Raw genomic sequence first — 19,848 nt, 5'->3', positions numbered from 1 at the left:
CTTCTTGTTAAATGAAAACAATCTGTACTTTATATTTAACCAGATAAATTGATTTTACACAAGAAACATTTCAAGGCAACAGTCTTTGCTGATCTCTTGGAAAAAGAGATGCTAACCTAACATTGCTCAAATCCATAATTTGTGCCGTTAATCTTTCGAGTCCAATCGCCAAGCCACCATGTGCTGGTGCACCATATTTGAAAGCTTCTAAATAACTTGAATAGAGTGTTGGATCTAAACCCTTTGCCACCATACGCTCTATTAAAATATCTTTTTCATTAATGCGTTGCCCTCCAGTTGTAATCTCCAGTCCTCTGAATAATAAGTCAAAACTGTGGGTTTCGTCACTCTCATCATAACACTTTGTATACATCGGGCGCTTTTGTTTTGGATAATGTGTAATAAAAACAAATTCACTTCCATATTTTGTTTTAACATAGGCCGAAATTTCTCGTTCCCCCTGTGGGTCCAAATCGCCATCTAGCTCATGTCTCTGATAATGGGTTTTGAGGATTTCTATAGCTTCTTTCATTTTTAATTTAGGAATGATATCTGGAACGACAGGGCATTGAATCCCCAGAGCTTCAAATTGAGTCTTCCCCTTTTCAGCAAGTGTTTGGAACATGAATTTAAGAAGTTTTTCTTCCATTGCCATCACTTCGTACTCATCCTCTATGAACCCCATTTCAAAATCCATACTTACATATTCATTCAAATGTCTATTGGTGCTATGTTGCTCTGCTCTGTACACCGATCCGACTTCAAAAACACGTTCAAATCCCGCAATAACCATCATTTGCTTATAAAATTGAGGGCTCTGTGCCAAATAGGCTGTCTCACCAAAATAATTTAGTTTAAAGATTTCAGCACCACCTTCCGCACCTTCTTTGACAATTTTAGGTGTGAACATCTCCAAGAAATCATTGGCCTCTAAAAACTGTCTAAAAGCAGCTACAATCAGGGCTTGAAGCTTAAAGATAGCTTGATTTTGAAAATGTCTTAACGCGAGCACTCTGTTGTTAAGAATTGTTTCAAGATTGACCTCCAAGTGGTCTCCATTTATTTGAATGGGCAAGTCCTCAGCAACTTCATTTTGTATTTCCAAGGTTTTACCTTGTATTTCAACAGACTGATATTGATTATTAGAAGTGCATACAAGACCTTCAATCGCTACTACGGTTTCAATTTTAAGTCCTTTTGTCCACTCTGGTTTACCCTCAAAGACACATTGAACACATCCCGATCGATCTCGTAAAATGATAAAAGTGACCGATTTTAATATTCTAATGCGGTGTACCCAACCTTTAACTAAAACGCTTTCACCTATGTTATTTTTCAAATTTGACGACAAAATTCTCATGATCTACCTCCTCGATATATTTATTTTCAACACTAATTCCTGTTGTAACAACATTTGATTCATCTTTCGATGCCTCAATACGATTTTCGCTGACGCCGCTTTTGGCTCAAATCTTGTTGGTTTTAAAAAAAAGCCCCTTGAGCACGTCTGCTCAAGGGGCGAATTACGCGGTACCACCCTTGGTTTAAATAGGAAACAACATGATGCTGTTTGAGGGTGAACATGCCTCAGCACAGCTTTTGGCTCAAATCTTGCATACAACAACATTTGATTCATCGCTCGATGCCTCAAAACGATTTTCGCTGACGCTGTTTGAGGGTGAACATGCCTCAGCACAGCTTTTGGCTCAAATCTTGCGTACAACAACATTTGATTCATCGCTCGATGCCTCAAAACGATTTTCGCTGACGCTGTTTGAGGGTGAACATGCCTCAGCACAGCTTTTGGCTCAAATCTTGTTGTTTAAATAAAAAAACCTCCACTCCTAAAGGAGTGAAGGTATCACGGTGCCATCCTATTTATTCTCAGGTCCCTATAACGGAGGATAACCGTTCGCTCCTACTCTATTCAGAACGACACTTCCGGGATGTCTTTCATAATCTGGCATCATGAGAGTCTCACACCATCACTCTCTCGCTTTTTTCCACCAAAACCACTACTCTTCCCTTCAATAGCTTTAATTCGAATTATATTGGACTTATTCTACCAGATGAATTCATGAGTGTCAATATTTTTTATCTTTAAAGGCATCTTGTTTAAAGCCATCTTGATGTCTCCTAATTATTATGGAATAATATAAAGAAAACGCTTTCGCGTCACACTATCAGGAGGTTTCTATGAAAATTCCATCACGACTATCCATTGCGAACATGCCAACACCCATCCAAAAACTGTCTCATATTTCTCAATTACTCCATAAAAATGTCTATATTAAACGCGATGACTATACGGGTAACGAATGGTCTGGCAATAAAATTCGAAAACTTGAATATGCCCTGAATGAAGCCATTCAACAAGGTGCAACAACAGTAATCACATGTGGTGGTCTTCAATCGAATCACGCTAGAGCCACAACTGCAGTTGCAAACCACTTGGGGTTAAAAACACACCTCGTTCTCAGAGGTGCCAAACAAGAGCATCCTCAGGGTAATCTCTTGCTCAATGAAATTATGGGCGCACAAATTTCATACCTCGAACCCGAAATATTCAATAGAGACTATTTAAACTACATGGAACAACTTAAAACAGATTATGCGCAAAAAGGCATCCAAGCCTACATTATTCCCATAGGAGCATCTAACGGTATTGGCAACTTTGGCTATTACAACTGCTTTCAAGAGATCAAAGCACAGGAAGAAGATCTGTCCATTCAATTTGATACCATTGTGACTACAGTGGGTTCCGGTGGTACTTATGGTGGCCTCTTTCTTGGAAACCTTTTAGAGAATTACCCTAAAAAAATCGTTGGCTTTAACATTTCTTCAACACCTGACTACTTTAAATCTGAAATCACTGAAATCGTCAAGGCATCACTTGCCATCATGAATTGTGAAGCCACTTTCAACACAGAAGACATTCAAATCATTGGTGGCTACGAAGGCATTGGCTATGCATTAACACAACCCTTTGAACTTGAATTCATAAAAAAAATTGCCTCTCTTGAAGGCCTTATCCTAGATCCCGTCTACACTGGAAAAGCTTTTAGAGGCCTTTATAATGAAATCGAAAAGGGCACTTTTGATAATTCCCAGAATATTCTCTTCATCCATACAGGCGGGTTATCAGGTCTTCACAGTTTTAGTGCTCAATTTAATTTCTAATAGGTACTCCTTCTAGGTTTGAGGATAAGACCACGTCTTATCCTCTTTAAATTTAAATGGATACTCGGGTATTTTTGATTTAGAAATACAGCTCCAAAATGCGTTATCAGCCCACATATGCCAAAAAAGATTATCCCAATTTGAGGTGCCAAAATTGTGAAATCCACCGTGCTGTGTGCCAATAAGAATACTTGTAAGCTGGTTAAAATTGGGGCCATTCTCACTTTATTTCGATTGAGTTGCCAAAGCGTTCTCACAATATAAGCTAATAAATACAGCGTTATTGACAATCCCAAAACACCAAGACTGGCACTTATGGAAATTAATAAATTGTGACCATGAACTTCGTGAATTCTCGGATAAATGCCCAATAGGCCGCATCCAAACATTGGAGATTTTTTTATAATCTCAATACAGCCCTGCCAAATCAAATCGCGTGAATTATATGTTTCGAAGAGATTAAAAAACATCATTATGCCCAGTGCCGAAAGACCTGAAAAAAAGATTAAAAATCGCCATGTATTTTTACTGTGCTTGAGCATTGCAAACACAAAAGTGGACAGCATGTATGCTGTCATGGCACCTTTTGAACCCGTCAAAATCAAATTACATAAAAAAAGAATATTCCCTGAGATAATCAGTCTCTTTTTGTTATAATCACAATGCTCTAGGAAATAAAAACTGAGCAGTGACATCATGCCGAACCAATCACCTGCGACATTTGGATTGCCAAATGTACTCATGATTCTATAATTCTCAACCGTTGGGAAATACGTTGGATTCCAAAACAGTTTTACCATCCAAGTCATCTCAATTTGTGTTGAAATCATTTTTTCTAAAATACCCCATAGTGCTGGCATCAAAGATATAACCCATAATGCTCTCAACAGGCGATGTATCCTTTCAAAACTCAAGAGTTCATCACGCACCCAATGGATTAGAAAGAAATAGAGCACAAAAACAAAACTTGCCAAAAATGACAGCCCATCTCGATTGTAAACTGACGAAATAACAGCACAAAAAAATAAACCGATTACACCGATAGTAACTGGATGCAGCACGATTTTAGTCGATCTATTTATGCTCTTCTTTGCACCTAAAAAAAGAGGTAACCAAGCTGTAAAGGGAGACCCCACGATCAATAATAAACTGCGATTCAAATTGTTCACTCCTTATTTGTGACTGAACTTATCTTAGCAAAGCGTATTCCATTATTCAACAACTTTTTTATTAGTATAAAAATATTATTTATTGAATTATTTGCCATAAAATGTTAGGATAAATTTAGTATATAAATTTTTTTATATGTACAATTCATTTTAAAGGGGGATTTATATGAAACATATGAAACATACGAAATATTTAATATCCTTTTTACTGATCACAATGATTCTATTCAGTCAAAGCTTCTCATTTGCACTGGATATCCCTACAAGAGAGGATGTCTCCGATGCATACAAATGGGACTTAACAGACCTTTATTCAGATCGAAGTGCTTTCGAAAAAGATGTCAAGCTTTTAAATGACGAGTATATTCCAAAGCTTGCAACCTATGAAGGTAAATTGTCTACTGCTGAAAACATCATTGCCTACTTTGAGCTCGACATTGAAACTTCAACAATTTTAACCAATGTCTATATGTACCCTTACCTCATTATGGATCTTAATCAAGATAGCTCTGAAGCTACAGAAATGGCTGGTATGGCAGATAGTACCTACGGTGCCTATCAAAGTGCAACTGCGTTCGCCATACCTGAAATTCTCAAACTCGATGAAAGCGTTATTCAAGATTTCATGGCATTGCCTGAAATGGCACCTTACAATATGACACTTGACAAATTGATTAAATCAAAAGCACATGTGCTCTCCTCAGATGAGGAAAAGATATTGGCCCTTGCTTCAGAAACAACCAGTTCACCAAAGGACATATATGATAAAGTCACTCTGGCAGATTATGTGAAACCCGAAATTCTGGATAGTGAAGGACAGAAACTGGTGCTCAACAGTTCTACTTACTACGATATCATTGAATCCAATGATCGCGCATTACGCGAAAAAGCTTATCATGCAAAATATGCTTCTTATGAAGCTATTATTAATACTATTGCCGCAACTATGAATGCCGAAGTTAAAAAAAATATATTTTTATCCAAGGCTCGCGGTTATAATTCAGCTCTAGAAGCATCACTTGATGCCGAATACATTCCAAAATCTATTTATGACAATCTTGTGAATTCCGTCAACAAAAACCTATCGTATTTGCACAAATATTATACTGTTAGGAAAAAAGCCATGGGACTTGATGAACTTCACAGTTATGATTGCTACGTACCACTCGTTGACAATTTTGATTTTGAAATGTCTTATGACGATGCCGTTAAAACGATTGAGACTGCACTGGCTCCTCTAGGCGACGATTATATCAAAACATTTGACGATGGTATTAAAAGCAATTGGCTAGATGTCTATGAAGATGATCATAAGTACACTGGTGGATACAACTGGGGGAATTATAGCACACATCCTTATATTCTCCTCAATTATGATAACAGTTTAGATGCCGTTTCCACATTGGCGCATGAAATGGGACATGCCATCAACTCTGTTTACTCCGACCGTGCTCAAAACTATCTCAATGCAGATTATCCTATCTTTACAGCTGAAGTGGCATCCACTGCCAATGAAATTTTATTGATGGACTATCTCATTAAAAATGCAAAATCTGATGATGAGAGACTTTACCTGCTCAACATGCAAATCAACAATATCCGTGGCACCGTTTACACACAGGTTATGTTTGCTGAATTTGAACAAACCATCCACGAAAAAGTAGAGTCTGGTGAAGCCTTATCTGCTGATTATTTAAACAATCTCTGGTTAGAACTGTTGCACAAATATTACGGTCCTGACTACACTGTAGATGATGTCTCAAAAACGGGTTGGAGCACCATTCCACATTTCTACATGAATTTTTACGTTTACAAGTATGCCACAAGCATGTCTGCGGCCAATGAAATTGTGAATAATATCATTGAAAACAAACCACAAGCAATTGAAAAATATTTGACATTCCTCGCAGCTGGCGGCTCTGATTATCCTGTGGATATATTGAAAAAAGCTGGTGTTGATATGACTGCTTCTGCACCTGTAGACAACTTGCTCACATACTTCGGAGAACTTGTAGACACATTCGAAGCCACACTTGAAAAGAAAATAGCTTCGCCTCAAACGATTACGTATACCGTCAAGGCAAATGATGCGCTTTGGAAAATAGCGGCTCAGTATCATACGACAATAGATGTCCTCTTAAAACTCAATCAACTCAATGACAAAGATTTGATCATAGTTGGACAAAAAATTTTGGTACCAGCTCAATGATCTTTTCAATAAGCCATTTTTATAATCAACTTCTTAAGATTCATTCTAGGGGATATTCAATGCAAAGGGGTTGTCGGGAAATAGATAGTTCCAGAAAAAAAATTATAATCAAAAAGGAAATCCTCCTATCAGTGTCGAATAGACATTATAGGAGGATTTTTGTACGAAAAAAAGATGGTCTGACCACCATCTTAATCTCGTTGCACATAGTCTTGCAACATACGTACAAAATAATAAAAACATGCATAATTATTATAACGATTTTTTTGAATTAGGGCAACTACGAATAAATTATAATTTATACCAAATTGGTGTTCCATCAGATGATTCTGTACACATCGTAAAACGTGTTATGAAAGAACTGGATTTCTCCAGTTTGTTAAATCAGTACAGTAGGTTGGGACGAAAAGGTTACAATCCCATTATGTTATTTTCAATATTAGTCTATTCTGCGCTTAGAGGTGTAAGAGCAGTAGACCGAATTGTAGAACTCTGCACAAGAGACCTTGCCTACATTTGGCTTGCTCAAGGAGAAAGGCCACAGCGCGATGCTTTCTATGATTTCATCAATAACAAACTAACGAACGAGATTCTTAAGGACTTACATTATCAGTTCATAAGAAAACTAGAAAAAGAAGGCTTTGTGTCATTAAAAGCGCTGTTCATTGATGGAACAAAAATTGAAGCGAATGCCAATCGTTACACATTTGTTTGGCGCGGCAGTTTAAATTACCACCTTGTAGGATTACTAGATGCTATTGAGAATAGTTATAATGATTACAATACCCTAATTACAGAAAATGCTTACGATGTGAAGTACACACTTTCCACCATGAACATGTTCATAATCGAAGGTATGGAAAAAGTGCGTGAAGTCATCCAAAAGAACCGATTAAGAAAAGCTAACGACAAGAAAAAGCTATCTAATAATGCACTCATTGAGATCGATAACATGTCGCCACTAGAAATGCTTAGAATACAAGCGAAACTTATGGTGATTGCTAAAGGAGAAGGCATTGCATTCGTTGATGGAAAAGGCCAACGGAAAAGCGATCTTCAAAAGCTATACGAAAGATTTGAAGTCTTTGGTGAGCGACTGATGAGATATAAAACATCATTTAAAATCATGAGATCAGATAGAAATAGTTATTCCAAAACAGACTTGGAAGCAACCTTTATGAGGATGAAAGATGATCATATGATGAATGGTCAACTCAAACCGGCTTACAATGTACAGGTTGCAGTTGAAAACTACTTTGTGGTGCATAGTTATGTGAGTGCAGATCGCACAGATTACAATCCTTTAATACCCGTACTTGAGATGCATCAAGAACATCTTGGCCACTATCCGAACGAAGTGACGGCAGACAGCGGTTATAGTAGTGAAAAGAACTTGCTTTTTCTTCAACAAAAAGGGATTGAGAGTTTTATCAAACTCCAAGAACATGAAAGGATGAAAAAGCGTGCTTACAAAGGTGATATTGGTAAGTATAGAAATATGACGAAAGTAGACTCAGGTTATCTTTGCGCAAATAATCGCTTGATTACATTTGATAAAACACAGGTCAGCCACTCGAAAGGCTATACGCAAACACATCAAGTTTACTCTTGCAAAGATTGCAGTAATTGTGAACTAAAGCCAAAATGTTTATACAAATACGATGAAAACAAGCACCGTGCTAAAAACAAAGTGATAAAAGTCAATGAATGCTGGGACGGTTTAAAAGAAAAATCATACAATAATATACACAGTGACAAGGGCATTCTAAACAGACAAATTCGCTCTATTCAAACGGAAGGTTTCTTTGGAAATATGAAAGCAAACGATGACTTCAGACAGTTTAACCATCGTTCACAAGATAAGGTACTAAAAGAATTTATGCTATTCGCTTTTGGTAAAAACATAGACAAATATCATAAGTTTTTAATGGGTAAAATCAAAAGATTTGAAGGGAAAATTGACCAAGCAGCATAATTTTAATTATGACAATCGCCTCTGGATCAAACTTATTTTTGTTATGCTCAAAAATCAGGCATAAGTGAGATAAAAACAAAATCCAGATAAAAAAATGCTAGAAAGGACTCAACGTAAGCCTCATTTCTAGCATTCCTTTATGTTTATTGTTTTTCAGAGGTCAATTAGGTATTTTCCCGATTGCCCCTTTTTTTAGAGTCCGCAAAATGTAGGCAAGTCGGCAATTTTATACTCTTCTAAGTTCTTCTAACCGTTGCAAACCCTTCTTAGTAAACAGATACTTTCCACGGCACCTGTCCAAGGAAACATATCTACAAGCAAGATTTTTTCTGCTTGATAGCCTTGTCTTTTCAAAACCATAAGATCTTCAAGTAAAGACTTCGGATTACATGAAATGTATAGGATCTCATCGACACCATAACTGGCTACTTTAATCGTCGCCTTCTCTCCCATACCGCTTCTCGGTGGATCAACCACAATAATATCTGGTTTTGTTGAGATCTCATTGAGCACCTTAAAAACATCTCCACATAAAAACTCACAGTTGTGGATCTCGTTGAGTTTCATATTTTCTTTAGCCGATTGAACCGCATCCTCAACGATTTCAATGCCAATCACTTTTTTTGCCTTTTTCGACATGATTTGTCCAATCGTTCCAGTGCCACTAAAAAGGTCGAAAGCGACTTTACCTTCTAAATTGGGAATCATATTCAGTGCTGCTTCATAAAGCCGTTCTGCACCTTCTGTATTCGTTTGAAAGAAGGCATAAAAAGAGACTTTGAATGAGAGCCCGTAAAGCTTTTCAAATAGATAATCTCGGCCAAATAGAATATCATATTCACCTTGCACCGCATCGCTGATGCCATCATTTTTTACATAGAGAATCCCAACAATTTGCCCTTTAAGCGGCAACTCTAAAAGCATTTCTGAAAAAGCTTTTGTGTTAAATGGCGTGCCCTTGTGATCAATTGCCTGCGTAGATGCGGATAATCCGATTAGAATTTCACCTGTTTTATAGCTTTTACGAACAACTAGATGTCTTAAAAATCCTATCATTGTATTTTTATTGTATTTTGGCACACCATTGCGCGTCATAAATGCCAAAACACTTCTCAATACAATTCTGTAGTCCTCATCTATCAAATGACACTTGTCCACATTAACGACATCATGGTATCGCCCTTTTTTATGCATCCCCAATCTCAACGGGCCATCTTTAGCCTCATCTCCAAATGAAAACTCCATCTTATTTCGATACTCGAAAATTTGAGGACTCGGCAATATCCCTTCAAAAGGAATTTCCAATCCCGCTTCATCAAAGAGCAATTTCACCATGTCATACTTGGTTTGAAGTTGTCCATCACCTGAGAGCGTTTGAAATAGACATCCCCCACAAAGACCATAATGCTCGCAAAATGAATCTTGCTCTTTAGGACTTTTCTCAATGATTTCAAGTAATCGTGCTTCTCTTTTTTCACTTCTATTCTTACTCACTCTACATCTTATAGTTTGACCTTCCAAGACATTCTTCACATGAATCTTTTTATCATTATAAAATCCAATGCCAACATTCGGATACTTCATTTTTTCAATTTTAATCGTTATCTCATCGCCCTTTTTCAAATTCAACATCCTTTCAAATTTAAAATTCGACTTTGATTATATCAAATATCAAACTACAATAACAAGCTTTAATCAAAATGATTTATCAAACTTTACAGTGGGTATAAAGAGAAAATATACTTAGGGGGCTTTTTTATGACATCATTTATGATACCCAATTATGCGGAAGGTAGTTTTAACATAATCATTATAATGATAGCGCTTTTTTTACTTGTCATTATCTTGATGATCTATCTTCTTTCCTATGTCCGCAGATGTAAAAATATAGAGAAAACACTCATTCAAAAAGAGCATGAATTTCACAATTTACTTGAGACACTAATTGCTTCGGAAGATGAATTGAAAGCTCAAAATGAGGCACTCGTCTCACAACGCAATATGCTAGAATCTCAAAAGAATACTCTTGTTGAAAAGCAAAAGACAATAGAGGATTACGCTTTTTATGATTGCCTCACACATCTTCCAAATCGCCATACGCTAAAATTGGACATTCAAAAGTTGCTTATGCGCTCTTCTCAAACCGTTATAAAAGGGGCACTCTTCTTTATAGATTTCGATAATTTCAAACACATTAATGATCATTACGGCCATACCTTTGGCGATGAAATGCTCGTCAATATATCTGAAAGATTGTCAACGAGCGTTATTGATTGCGGCAAAGTCTATCGATTTGGCGGTGATGAATTCATCGTATTAACAGAAGACATTTATGACTATGATACGATTAATTATCTTGCTAAAAAACTCTATACCGACTTCGAACAACCGCTCTATGTGAGAAATCATGAATTTCTCATGTCTTTTAGTATGGGCATCGCAATTGTTCCCCTTCACGGCAGCATGTATGACGAAATTATTGGAAGTGCTGATATGGCAATGTATTCAGCCAAAAATGCAGGCAAAAATCAATTTGCATACTATGATGAAAACACTAAGAAAAAATCTACTTACATCAGTCAATTGCAGGAAGAATTTCAAAACGACGTCTACAATGATGCTCTATTGATTCATTATCAACCTGTCTACGATATAAAGACAAATGGTATCCAGTTCATTGAAGCCATGCTCAGATGGCAGAGTTCTTTAGGCAATATTCCACCTAGCACGTTCTTAGCCATTTCTAAAGAACTTAATTTAATGGATCACATTCATAAATTTGTATTTAATGAAGTTTGTGATCTCAACAATATCGTCAACAACTCAGATAAACCTGTTTACATTTCATTTAATCTCTCCTCTAAGGAACTCTTGGCAGCAATCGCTATTAAAGATCTTGAAAATATCTTGAATGAGAAAAAAACAGATCCGAGTACGATCTGTTTGGAAATAAGTGAAACAATTATTGAAAATGATTTTGATGCCGTTTTTTCACAAATTATGGCTTTAAGAACAGTTGGCTTTAGAATCATTATTGATGATTTTGGTAAAGAGTATTTATCCCTAAATTACCTCAAAAAACTGCCTATCGATTTCTTGAAGATTGACATCAGCTTTTTTTATGAACATGCTAATGATCACAGCATCCTTAAAGCACTTATAGACATCATTCACGACCTCAATATTGGCGTTATTATTAAGGGGATTGAAAGCGATACACATTTAAACTATTTAGAACATTTCTCCTATAAATATGTTCAGGGCTATTACTATGGTTATCCCGTTACAAAAGAAAAAATTATCAGCACAATCCTCGAGGAGGACATTAAAATTTATCATATTCGAAACAAATAAAGTCTTATTCCATAAGTTCTGTGTAATTTAAGATGTAGTGATCTGCATCTTCCTTTATGATTTCAGTATAGGGCTCCGACAACGCATCGTAAATGGCAACCACTTTCATGCCTGCATTCCGACCTGCTAAAATGCCTGCATGTGTATCTTCAAAGACCAGACATTTATCAGGTGCTACGCCTAAGTCCTCAGCAACTTTAAGAAAAATGTCTGGACTTGGCTTCCCGGCTTCAACTTCACAAGATGTTCTCAAACTATGGAAGCATGACTGAATGCCATTAGCTTCTAACACCGTCAACAACAGTTCCTTGGAATTACTTGTGCCAATCCCCAACTTAATGTTGTGACGATGTGCATAATCTATAACCAAGTGCACATTCTCTTTAAGTTTTATTTCTTCTGCATAAAATTGCTGCGCCATTTTATTCCACTCTTCTTTTATTTCATCAAGTGTTTCCACTAAGTTAAATCGTTTAATAAAATATGAAGCGGTTTCTGTAAAACTCATCCCTTCAATGCTCTTTTGCAAATCATCTGGAAGTGCATAACCCCTTTTCTCTAAAAAATCAATATCAATCTGTTTCCATATCCACATGGAATCCACAAGCGTACCATCAAGATCAAATATAATGGCTTCTATATCTTTAAAATAGTTCATTTAAGGCCTCTTTTCATCATTTTTTTAATAAATCGCACCTAATTCCAAATGCGATCTATCAAAAAAAGATCTGTGACAGTCACAAATCTTTTTACTTTTGATATTATATTATCTTATTTAAGGACATAATGCAATTCATCTTAATACTCTGGTTGATGAATCTCTGTTTCTCTCAAGTATGCTCTTTCTTGGAGTTTCTTTTGATTGACGATGTAACGCACATGTTTACCTTCGCCTATTTTACCAATTTCATCATATGCCTCCATACTTAACGTCAATTTATCTTCACTAGATTCCAGTACCTTTACAGCAACAGAAACCGTTCCGCCCAGCATTGTCGGTTTGAAATGGTCTACTTCAATATGCTTGCCAACAGATACAAACCCTTCTGGCAACATATTGTCAACAAGCATTGAACTTGCTTCAATCATCAATGCAACCAGTCTTGGCGTCGCAAAAAGATTTTCTATTTTCCCGCTACCATAGTTTAACGATGTATCTTCTTCCATGATCTTCCTTTGAATCACCATCGACTTGCCCACTTCAATTTTTTTCATTTCTAACATAATCGCACCTCCGTCCTGTTTGTATACTATGCTTTTACCGCCCTACATTCAAACTTCAAAATTCGCCTATTTCTTATTTACCCTTTTCTAGATAATTTATGCTCAAAGACTCTTATTAACGCCCTCAAATTTAAACATTGCTAAAATATAATTTAAAATTATTGTTTTTTTGTATATAATGGTAAGTAGAGAACATGCAGAAATGCCTTATCGCATAAGTGTATATACTCAATCATCAGCAACGAAATACAGTGTAGGAGGGAAAAATGCGCTCGACCAAAAAAGAAAAAAAAGAAAAAAAAGAAAAAGGGGAAAAGGGGCTAAAATCTAAAAAGAGCATAGTCCCCAAATTTAAGCATCCTTTTAGGCGAAAAGCAAGCTCAAGTCAAGATAGTATCTCAAAAAAAACAATTTTAAATGTCCGCGTTAAATTACTTACAAGTTACAGCCTTTTATTTGTCATTATTGTAGCATCCTTACTTATTACAGTTAATGGTATTATCAATTTGAATAGTACTGTTGAAACAAGCTCATTGGTTAATAGCATCGTTAAAAATATTGATAATGTCCTCTACAATCAAAGTGAATATGAAATCTCTGAAAATGAAGAACAATTAACCGTTATTGCCTCTGAACTCAAAGCTGCAAAGGAATCTATTGAACGCATTAAGGCACAAGATAAAAATGAACTGACGTTGACTAAAATCACTGAAATAGAAAGTCTCGTCAACGATTATGATACAGAGTTCAACAAGTATATTGATCTAAAAAAAGATCGCCAAGAGGCCATAGAAGAGGTGAGTACAAGTGCATCCAAAGCCACTTCAGCAATCGAAAAATTAAAATTGGAACTCAAAGCCAATTTGCTTGTGAAAAGCCAAGCTGGATTTGAGGATTCAGCTGAAATTGAAAAGCTCTATTTAACTCTTGCAGATGGTATTGAAATTGAATTGGCTATTAATAAACTGCATCTACTTGAAAAAGATTACATTATAACAGGCGATAAAAATGTCCTTGTTAAACTGGCTGGAGACACAAAGAAAATTCAGACCAATATGCTTTCAATTGTCAATAAATTAGACGATCTCGGCAAATCATCAACCATTCATGCCGTAACGCAAGATCTCAACAACTATACACATTTAAACAATCGTCTTTTTACGATAGACAGTTCACTGACCTTTCAAAAGTTCACCTTGCTCCGTATTGTTGATACTATAAAGTTAACCAGTGCAGAAATCGTCAAAGCAGAAAATGACATCGTTGAATCCATCAGTACTACCACACAGACAACGGCCAATCTTTCTTTAATTGTCGGCGTTATCGTTTTACTTGTATCTTCTGTGTTCATCTATCGCTCTATTACTAAGCCTTTAAAACAATTGACAGCTGAACTTACAAGCGCAACGGACAACAACGATCTTACAAAGCAAATTTACTTAAAAGTAAATGACGAATTCCAAGTACTTGCAAGGACTTTTAACAAATTCTTTAAAAAAATTCATGGCATGATCCAAGATATTGACCAAAATGCGGATGGCCTTGAAACGCTTTCAGTAGAAGTTGCAACTCAAGTTAAGCGTTTAAATGACAGCATCGAAAATATATCTGCCAGCGTAGAAGAACTTTCTGCGAGTATGCAAGAAGCCAGTGCTTCAACTGAAGAAATTGATGCTACAACTCAAACCATTGACACCCTGATCACAGACGTTGTTGATAAGGCACATGAAGGCATGTCCTTTGCAGGAGAAATTAAAGTGCGTTCTGAAGATGTGAGATCTTCCTCGACGAGAGCAAAATCAGATGCTGTTGCTCTATATGAAACCTCCAAGAGTGTTTTGTCCACTTCTATTCAAAAATCAAAGGAAGTCGAAAAAATCAACTTACTTTCTAATTCCATTTTAGATATCGCCACACAGACAAATCTCTTGGCACTTAATGCTGCCATCGAAGCTGCACGTGCCGGTGAAGCTGGGAAAGGATTCAGCGTTGTTGCAGATGAAATTCGAAAACTGGCTGTCACAAGTCAAACTTCAGCTAATGAGATTCAGAACGTGACTGGCGGCGTCATCACTTCAGTTAATGAGCTGGCAGACAATGCAACTCAATTGATTGATTTCATTGAATCTAGAGTGTTGAAAGATTATGATCAACTTTTAGAGCTTGGTGATCAATACCATAAAGATGCCAATGATCTCAATACGATGTTTGGAGACCTCGTCACGACGATGGAATCTATGAAGGTCTCTGTGGGTGAAGTTACTGAAGCCATTAGCAACATTGCCATCACAGTCGGTGAAAGCGCACGCGGCGTTTCAGAGGTTGCTGAAAATATCAGTGATATCGTTATTGTCTCTGATCGCGTAACCACTGAAGTCGATACCGTTAAAACGAACAGTGAAACGCTCAAATCTTATGTAAATGAATTTAAAATTTAGAATTATGATTGTTTCGTGTTTAAAATAGGCAGCCCGTCTCTCCATCATACAGACAGGAACACTAATGACTAAAAAAAGGTCGTCCATTTCGCTTTGGACGACCTTTTCCACATGGGGTCTAAACAGCCTGATTGTATACTTGCTTTATATGTCTTTATGATTAGCCTTTAAGGCCTTTTGTCTGTCTTTCCATGTTTTCCACAACAACATCATGAATATCTCCAAGTGAAGCGGCATACTCAAGAATTTTCCAAGGTGTATTGGTGTGAAAATGTATTTTGATCAGTTCATCATCACCCACTGCAATCAAGCAGTCGCCTTCAATATTTTGAGTGATGTAATCGCTAATTTCATCTTCTGAAAGATTTTCACCTTCAATTAACAATTGCGTATCAAACTTGTAATCTACCATTTATAAACCTCCTTTAAAATCCAAAATGGCGTTCCTCCTCTGCAAGAATACTGCAAATACACTGCAAGAACGCCATAATTTATATCTTAGTATTAATATAATCTCCAATTATAGAATCGCGCGTTCCTTCATCATAGCATCCCGCACATTTCAATTTATATAAAATACGACGATCTTTTGAATGCAATATCACTTTATCATGCGCTTTGAAACAAATCTCATAAATTGAACCTTCAAGGTACTTAGAATTCATATTGATAAAATAAGCGGTCACATCCTCATAATTAATATATTCAAGCATTGCAAGTGTTATCTTATCCTTCTTTACATAGAACTCATAAGCATTATTTTTGAGGCGATCCGACGTCCTTGGATCTCTAAATTCAAGTTCATCTGCCTCAAGCATGAGTTTTTTCGCTTTAGTATTGAAATAGTGATATTTCACAACGCCTTCTTCTATAGAGTTTACGTTAAAATTCTCAGGTATATAATTTCCAATTAACCTGTAGTTTTCTAAAATAAACGTCTCTTTGTCCAATTCTCCAACTTCTAATCTCTGTATCAATTCCAATCTTTTATTACCAAAATCATAAACTCTATTCAATGTTTTACCTTTCTAAACATCAAGCTTGAGCAGCTTGAATTCTAAATAATCACATGATGTTAAATGATAAAAAATCTCGTTGTGAAGCCCTTTAAGTGTGGCATTAAAATATGACTTTGAATGAATATGTCCATAAACCACATGTGATACAGGATATTTTTCAATGATCTCTGTAAATCTTGAAGGTTCCTGTCTATCATTTGTTGGCGGGAAATGAAGTGCCACTAGAATCTTCTTAAAACCTTGCGCCACTGCTTGCTTTAAGGAATTTTCAAGTCTTATGGCCTCTCTTTTATAAATTTTATCATCATTCTCTGAAAACTGTACCTCATTAGGACAAACCCATCCTCTCGTGCCACAAATTGCTAGGTCCTCATACACAAAAAAAGAATTGTGAACAAAAAAAATGGAATTGAATTGGTGATCCATCTTACTTTTCGATGTCCACCAGTAATCGTGATTGCCTTTTATTAAAACTTTTTTACCTGGCAACGCATCTAACCATCCCAAATCAACATGTGCCTCATCAAAACTAATGGCCCAAGATGTGTCTCCGGGAACAATAACGAGATCATTTTCTTTTACTTTTTCTTTCCAGTCTATTTCGATTTTTTTATAGTGTCCTATCCAATTTTCTCCAAAGACGTCCATTGGTTTATCCGTATTGAAGCTCAGATGTAAGTCCCCTATTACATAAACGCCCATGAAATCCATTACTCCTCTAATTTTATAAGTGTTCTCTCTAAGTCTATATTTGAAAGCGCTTTGATAACTTGGCTTGAGTATTCAGGAAATTCTGCTTCTATCATTGAAATCAAGCTTTCTGAGCGCTCCCTAATCTTCGCTTTAGCGTGTATACATTTTGATGTGACAATGGGAATCTCAAGTAATTTAACCGATTTTAAAATTGCCACTTCATCTAAATATATTAAGGGTCTAATAATCTTAAGATGTGAAGTCTCCTCTTTGACAACAGGTGGTATTGAAGCGATTTTACCATGTTTTATGAGATTCATCATAAAGGTTTCCACCACATCATCCTTCGTATGACCAAATGCAATCTTATTGTAGCCATGATTTAAGGCATACTGCCTCATGATCCCTTTTCTCATACGTGAACAAGTATAACACGGACTGACATCATTTGAAAGTAAAACAAATGGCTCTTTATGAACAATCATAGAAAGCCCAAAATCTTCAAAAAAACTCTGATGAGGTATTACTGCCCTCAACATTCCATGATCTACCATAAATCCCGTTACTTCAAAGTCATAGATATTAAACTTTTTTAAAAGTCCCAGTGCAAAAAAGAGCAAACTGCTATCCTTTCCACCTGAAACACCTACTAAGATACGATCTCCAGGTTCAATAAGATTATACCGATCAATGGCATTTCTAATCGGCTTCAAAAAAAGCGTCTGCATCCAGCGTTTCATTTAAGCACACCTTTTTCAAATAGATTATATCTTGGCAATGCTTTCTTTATATCCGTTAAGAGCTGCTCCAATTCTAACATGTTGTCGTCATCTTTTATATTTTCAAATCGTCTCTCAAAATCAATGGCCTCACGCTCAAGGCCTTGATTGAATAAAATTTGTATATGTGTTGTAATGTCCCTTATTGTGTTTGATTTTTCTTCAAACATCAACTGTGCATTAATGACCTCTTTGCTGATTTCAGTCATTTCTTCATCGAGTTTAGTTGCCGCAATGGCAGAATTACGAAGTCTCTCCTTGATGTTATCTGGAATTTGAGACTTGTACTTATAGCTCAGTGAATGCTCTATCGTCGCCCAAAAGTTCATTGCAAGGGTTCTAATTTGAAACTCACATAAAATCTTTTTAGTGCCCAGTGCCGTATGCACTGGATACTTCACGATAATATGGTAGCTCTTGTATCCGCTTTCCTTTTGCATTTTAATATAGTCTTTTTCATATAAAACTTCAAAGTCTTTGCCGCTTCTTTCGTGAATTAAGTCTACCACACGGTAAATATCATCAATGAACTGGCACATTACCCTTATACCTGCAATATCTTCCATTTCTTCTTCTATGCGGTCAAGGTCAATATTGCTACGTTCAGCTTTTTCTATAATGCTTGAGATCTTTTTTACACGTCCAGTCACAAATTCTATAGGCGAGTATTCACTGAGCTCTCTATATTGATTTCTGATGGCCTTAAATTTTACTTTTAATTCTTCAACAGCCTGCTCATATGGAATTAACATTGTTTTCCACTCTCTAATAACTTTCATAAAGATCCCTCCTAAACGCAATTTTTCTCTATAATAACGTTTTTAATCATTCAAAACGATTTAACTCACTTAGTTTAAAGTGCATGCCCTGGTAAATATCCCTCTCTTCCAATATTTCTTCAAACTGATTCTGTAATTTTCTCCAGCTCATACCCCAGTTGCAAAACAAAGTTTGCGATTCTGGGGCCCTTCCAAATAATCGCTGAACGACCATTTCACTTGAAATATTCTGTATAAATTTCACCAGACGTTCTAAATAAGCATCTGAAGATATGATCTCAATTGCGCCCTTGCTGTAAAGCTCGCCAAGCTTTGTATGCTTTAGAACGTATAACGAGTGGACTTTTACAGACGCCACGCCCAAGGCAGATAAAACACGCCCTGCTTCAATAAAATCATCATCCGTATCCCAAGGCAAATTTGCAATTAGATGTGTGCACACTGTAAAGCCATACGCATGAATACGTTGAACAGCATCAATGAACTCAGCCAGCCCATGCCCCCTATTAATTTGCTTTAGGGTGTTGATATTTACAGATTGTAGGCCCAGTTCCACTTCAATATCGATGTCGTATGTTTTCTGAATGCGCTTTAAAACTTCCAAATAGGGATTTGGGATAGCATCCGGCCTCGTCGAGATACTTAGACCGACAACATGTGCTCTCATAGCCTCATGCAGATTTGCCTCAAATCGCTCTAATGGCATATAAGTATTTGTATAATTTTGAAAGTAAATAATGTATTTATTGACCTTGTATTTTTTTTGGATAAGTTCAGTATTTTTATCAATTTGATGTGCTATAGACATCTCAGATGGTTGAGCCTCAAATCCAGCACCGACTTCACCACAAAAGATACACCCTGCGCTCCCCAACTTACCATCCCTATTGGGGCAAGAACAAGGCACATTAACTGGAATCTTATAGACTTTCTCCTTGTATTTTTCAACTAAATACGTACTGTATTTTCTATATCTCATGAATAGCCTCGCATTGTATTTTCATCTTATTTTATCATATAAATATGATT

17 protein-coding genes and 1 other annotated feature are annotated in these 19,848 nt (G+C 36.4%); of the genes, 6 read left to right on the top strand and 11 right to left on the bottom strand.

The window, feature by feature from the left end; genetic code table 11:
• Positions 1 to 70 precede the first annotated feature (70 nt).
• Positions 71 to 1,363 carry an aspartate--tRNA(Asn) ligase gene (gene aspS, locus ISU02_RS21710; protein ID WP_194703981.1) on the bottom strand — a complete coding sequence of 431 codons (1,293 nt, stop codon included), beginning with the start codon at positions 1,361 to 1,363 and terminating at the stop codon, positions 71 to 73.
• 197 nt (positions 1,364 to 1,560) lie between these two features.
• Between aspS and ISU02_RS21705 the strand changes: the two genes are divergently transcribed.
• Positions 1,561 to 1,830 carry a hypothetical protein gene (locus ISU02_RS21705; protein WP_194703956.1) on the top strand — a complete coding sequence of 90 codons (270 nt, stop codon included), beginning with the start codon at positions 1,561 to 1,563 and terminating at the stop codon, positions 1,828 to 1,830.
• Positions 1,831 to 1,845: 15 nt separating this feature from the next.
• Positions 1,846 to 2,040 (bottom strand) — a binding site (T-box leader).
• A 156-nt stretch (positions 2,041 to 2,196) separates the two neighbouring features.
• Entirely contained in the window at positions 2,197 to 3,180 is a 984-nt protein-coding gene (locus ISU02_RS21700) for a D-cysteine desulfhydrase family protein (RefSeq protein WP_194703955.1), read from the top strand.
• Here the strand turns inward: ISU02_RS21700 and ISU02_RS21695 are convergent.
• On the bottom strand, positions 3,177 to 4,340 hold the full coding sequence (locus ISU02_RS21695; RefSeq protein ID WP_194703954.1) for an O-antigen ligase family protein: 1,164 nt from the start codon (positions 4,338 to 4,340) through the stop codon (positions 3,177 to 3,179). The two genes, ISU02_RS21700 and ISU02_RS21695, sit on opposite strands and share 4 nt — an antisense overlap.
• Before the next feature lie 175 nt (positions 4,341 to 4,515).
• Between ISU02_RS21695 and pepF the strand changes: the two genes are divergently transcribed.
• Positions 4,516 to 6,558 (top strand): oligoendopeptidase F, encoded by a 2,043-nt coding sequence (gene pepF, locus ISU02_RS21690; RefSeq protein ID WP_194703953.1) that lies wholly within the window; start codon positions 4,516 to 4,518, stop codon positions 6,556 to 6,558.
• Positions 6,559 to 6,799: 241 nt separating this feature from the next.
• Positions 6,800 to 8,533 carry an IS1182 family transposase gene (locus ISU02_RS21685; protein ID WP_194703952.1) on the top strand — a complete coding sequence of 578 codons (1,734 nt, stop codon included), beginning with the start codon at positions 6,800 to 6,802 and terminating at the stop codon, positions 8,531 to 8,533.
• 246 nt (positions 8,534 to 8,779) lie between these two features.
• Here the strand turns inward: ISU02_RS21685 and rlmD are convergent, their stop codons facing one another.
• Positions 8,780 to 10,156, bottom strand: coding sequence for a 23S rRNA (uracil(1939)-C(5))-methyltransferase RlmD (gene rlmD, locus ISU02_RS21680; RefSeq protein ID WP_194703951.1), 1,377 nt, complete (start codon positions 10,154 to 10,156; stop codon positions 8,780 to 8,782).
• A 135-nt stretch (positions 10,157 to 10,291) separates the two neighbouring features.
• Between rlmD and ISU02_RS21675 the strand changes: the two genes are divergently transcribed.
• Positions 10,292 to 11,887, top strand: a complete 1,596-nt coding sequence (locus tag ISU02_RS21675; RefSeq protein WP_194703950.1) for a putative bifunctional diguanylate cyclase/phosphodiesterase — start codon at positions 10,292 to 10,294, stop codon at positions 11,885 to 11,887.
• 4 nt (positions 11,888 to 11,891) lie between these two features.
• Here the strand turns inward: ISU02_RS21675 and ISU02_RS21670 are convergent, their stop codons facing one another.
• Positions 11,892 to 12,545 (bottom strand): HAD family hydrolase, encoded by a 654-nt coding sequence (locus tag ISU02_RS21670; RefSeq protein WP_194703949.1) that lies wholly within the window; start codon positions 12,543 to 12,545, stop codon positions 11,892 to 11,894.
• 140 nt (positions 12,546 to 12,685) lie between these two features.
• Positions 12,686 to 13,111 carry a thioesterase family protein gene (locus tag ISU02_RS21665; protein ID WP_194703948.1) on the bottom strand — a complete coding sequence of 142 codons (426 nt, stop codon included), beginning with the start codon at positions 13,109 to 13,111 and terminating at the stop codon, positions 12,686 to 12,688.
• Between the two features lie 266 nt (positions 13,112 to 13,377).
• Here ISU02_RS21665 and ISU02_RS21660 point away from each other — a divergent pair, with 266 nt between their 5' ends.
• Positions 13,378 to 15,549 carry a methyl-accepting chemotaxis protein gene (locus ISU02_RS21660; protein ID WP_194703947.1) on the top strand — a complete coding sequence of 724 codons (2,172 nt, stop codon included), beginning with the start codon at positions 13,378 to 13,380 and terminating at the stop codon, positions 15,547 to 15,549.
• A 160-nt stretch (positions 15,550 to 15,709) separates the two neighbouring features.
• Here ISU02_RS21660 and ISU02_RS21655 read toward each other — a convergent pair whose 3' ends face one another.
• The 6 genes from ISU02_RS21655 to ISU02_RS21630 all read right to left on the bottom strand — a co-directional run bounded on the left by ISU02_RS21655 (position 15,710) and on the right by ISU02_RS21630 (position 19,798).
• Complete coding sequence (locus ISU02_RS21655) at positions 15,710 to 15,961, bottom strand: kinase to dihydroxyacetone kinase (protein ID WP_194703946.1); 252 nt, start codon at positions 15,959 to 15,961, stop codon at positions 15,710 to 15,712.
• Between the two features lie 79 nt (positions 15,962 to 16,040).
• Complete coding sequence (locus tag ISU02_RS21650; protein WP_194703945.1) at positions 16,041 to 16,565, bottom strand: DUF6648 family protein; 525 nt, start codon at positions 16,563 to 16,565, stop codon at positions 16,041 to 16,043.
• Between the two features lie 12 nt (positions 16,566 to 16,577).
• Positions 16,578 to 17,270, bottom strand: coding sequence for a metallophosphoesterase (locus tag ISU02_RS21645; RefSeq protein ID WP_194703944.1), 693 nt, complete (start codon positions 17,268 to 17,270; stop codon positions 16,578 to 16,580).
• 8 nt (positions 17,271 to 17,278) lie between these two features.
• The gene (locus ISU02_RS21640) at positions 17,279 to 18,001 is read right to left on the bottom strand and encodes a tRNA 2-thiocytidine biosynthesis TtcA family protein (RefSeq protein ID WP_194703943.1); all 723 of its coding nucleotides are present in this window, start codon (positions 17,999 to 18,001) and stop codon (positions 17,279 to 17,281) included.
• Positions 17,998 to 18,819: a GTP pyrophosphokinase gene (locus ISU02_RS21635; RefSeq protein WP_194703942.1), complete on the bottom strand. Its 822-nt coding sequence runs from the start codon at positions 18,817 to 18,819 to the stop codon at positions 17,998 to 18,000. The genes ISU02_RS21640 and ISU02_RS21635 overlap by 4 nt, the downstream gene beginning before the upstream one ends.
• A 46-nt stretch (positions 18,820 to 18,865) precedes the next feature.
• Complete coding sequence (locus tag ISU02_RS21630; RefSeq protein WP_194703941.1) at positions 18,866 to 19,798, bottom strand: TIGR01212 family radical SAM protein; 933 nt, start codon at positions 19,796 to 19,798, stop codon at positions 18,866 to 18,868.
• Positions 19,799 to 19,848: the final 50 nt, after the last annotated feature.

It is taken from the genome of Fusibacter ferrireducens (genome assembly GCF_015352425.1).
GTDB lineage: Bacteria > Bacillota > Clostridia > Peptostreptococcales > Acidaminobacteraceae > Fusibacter_A > Fusibacter_A ferrireducens.
This window is presented reverse-complemented; position numbering and strand designations above follow the sequence as displayed.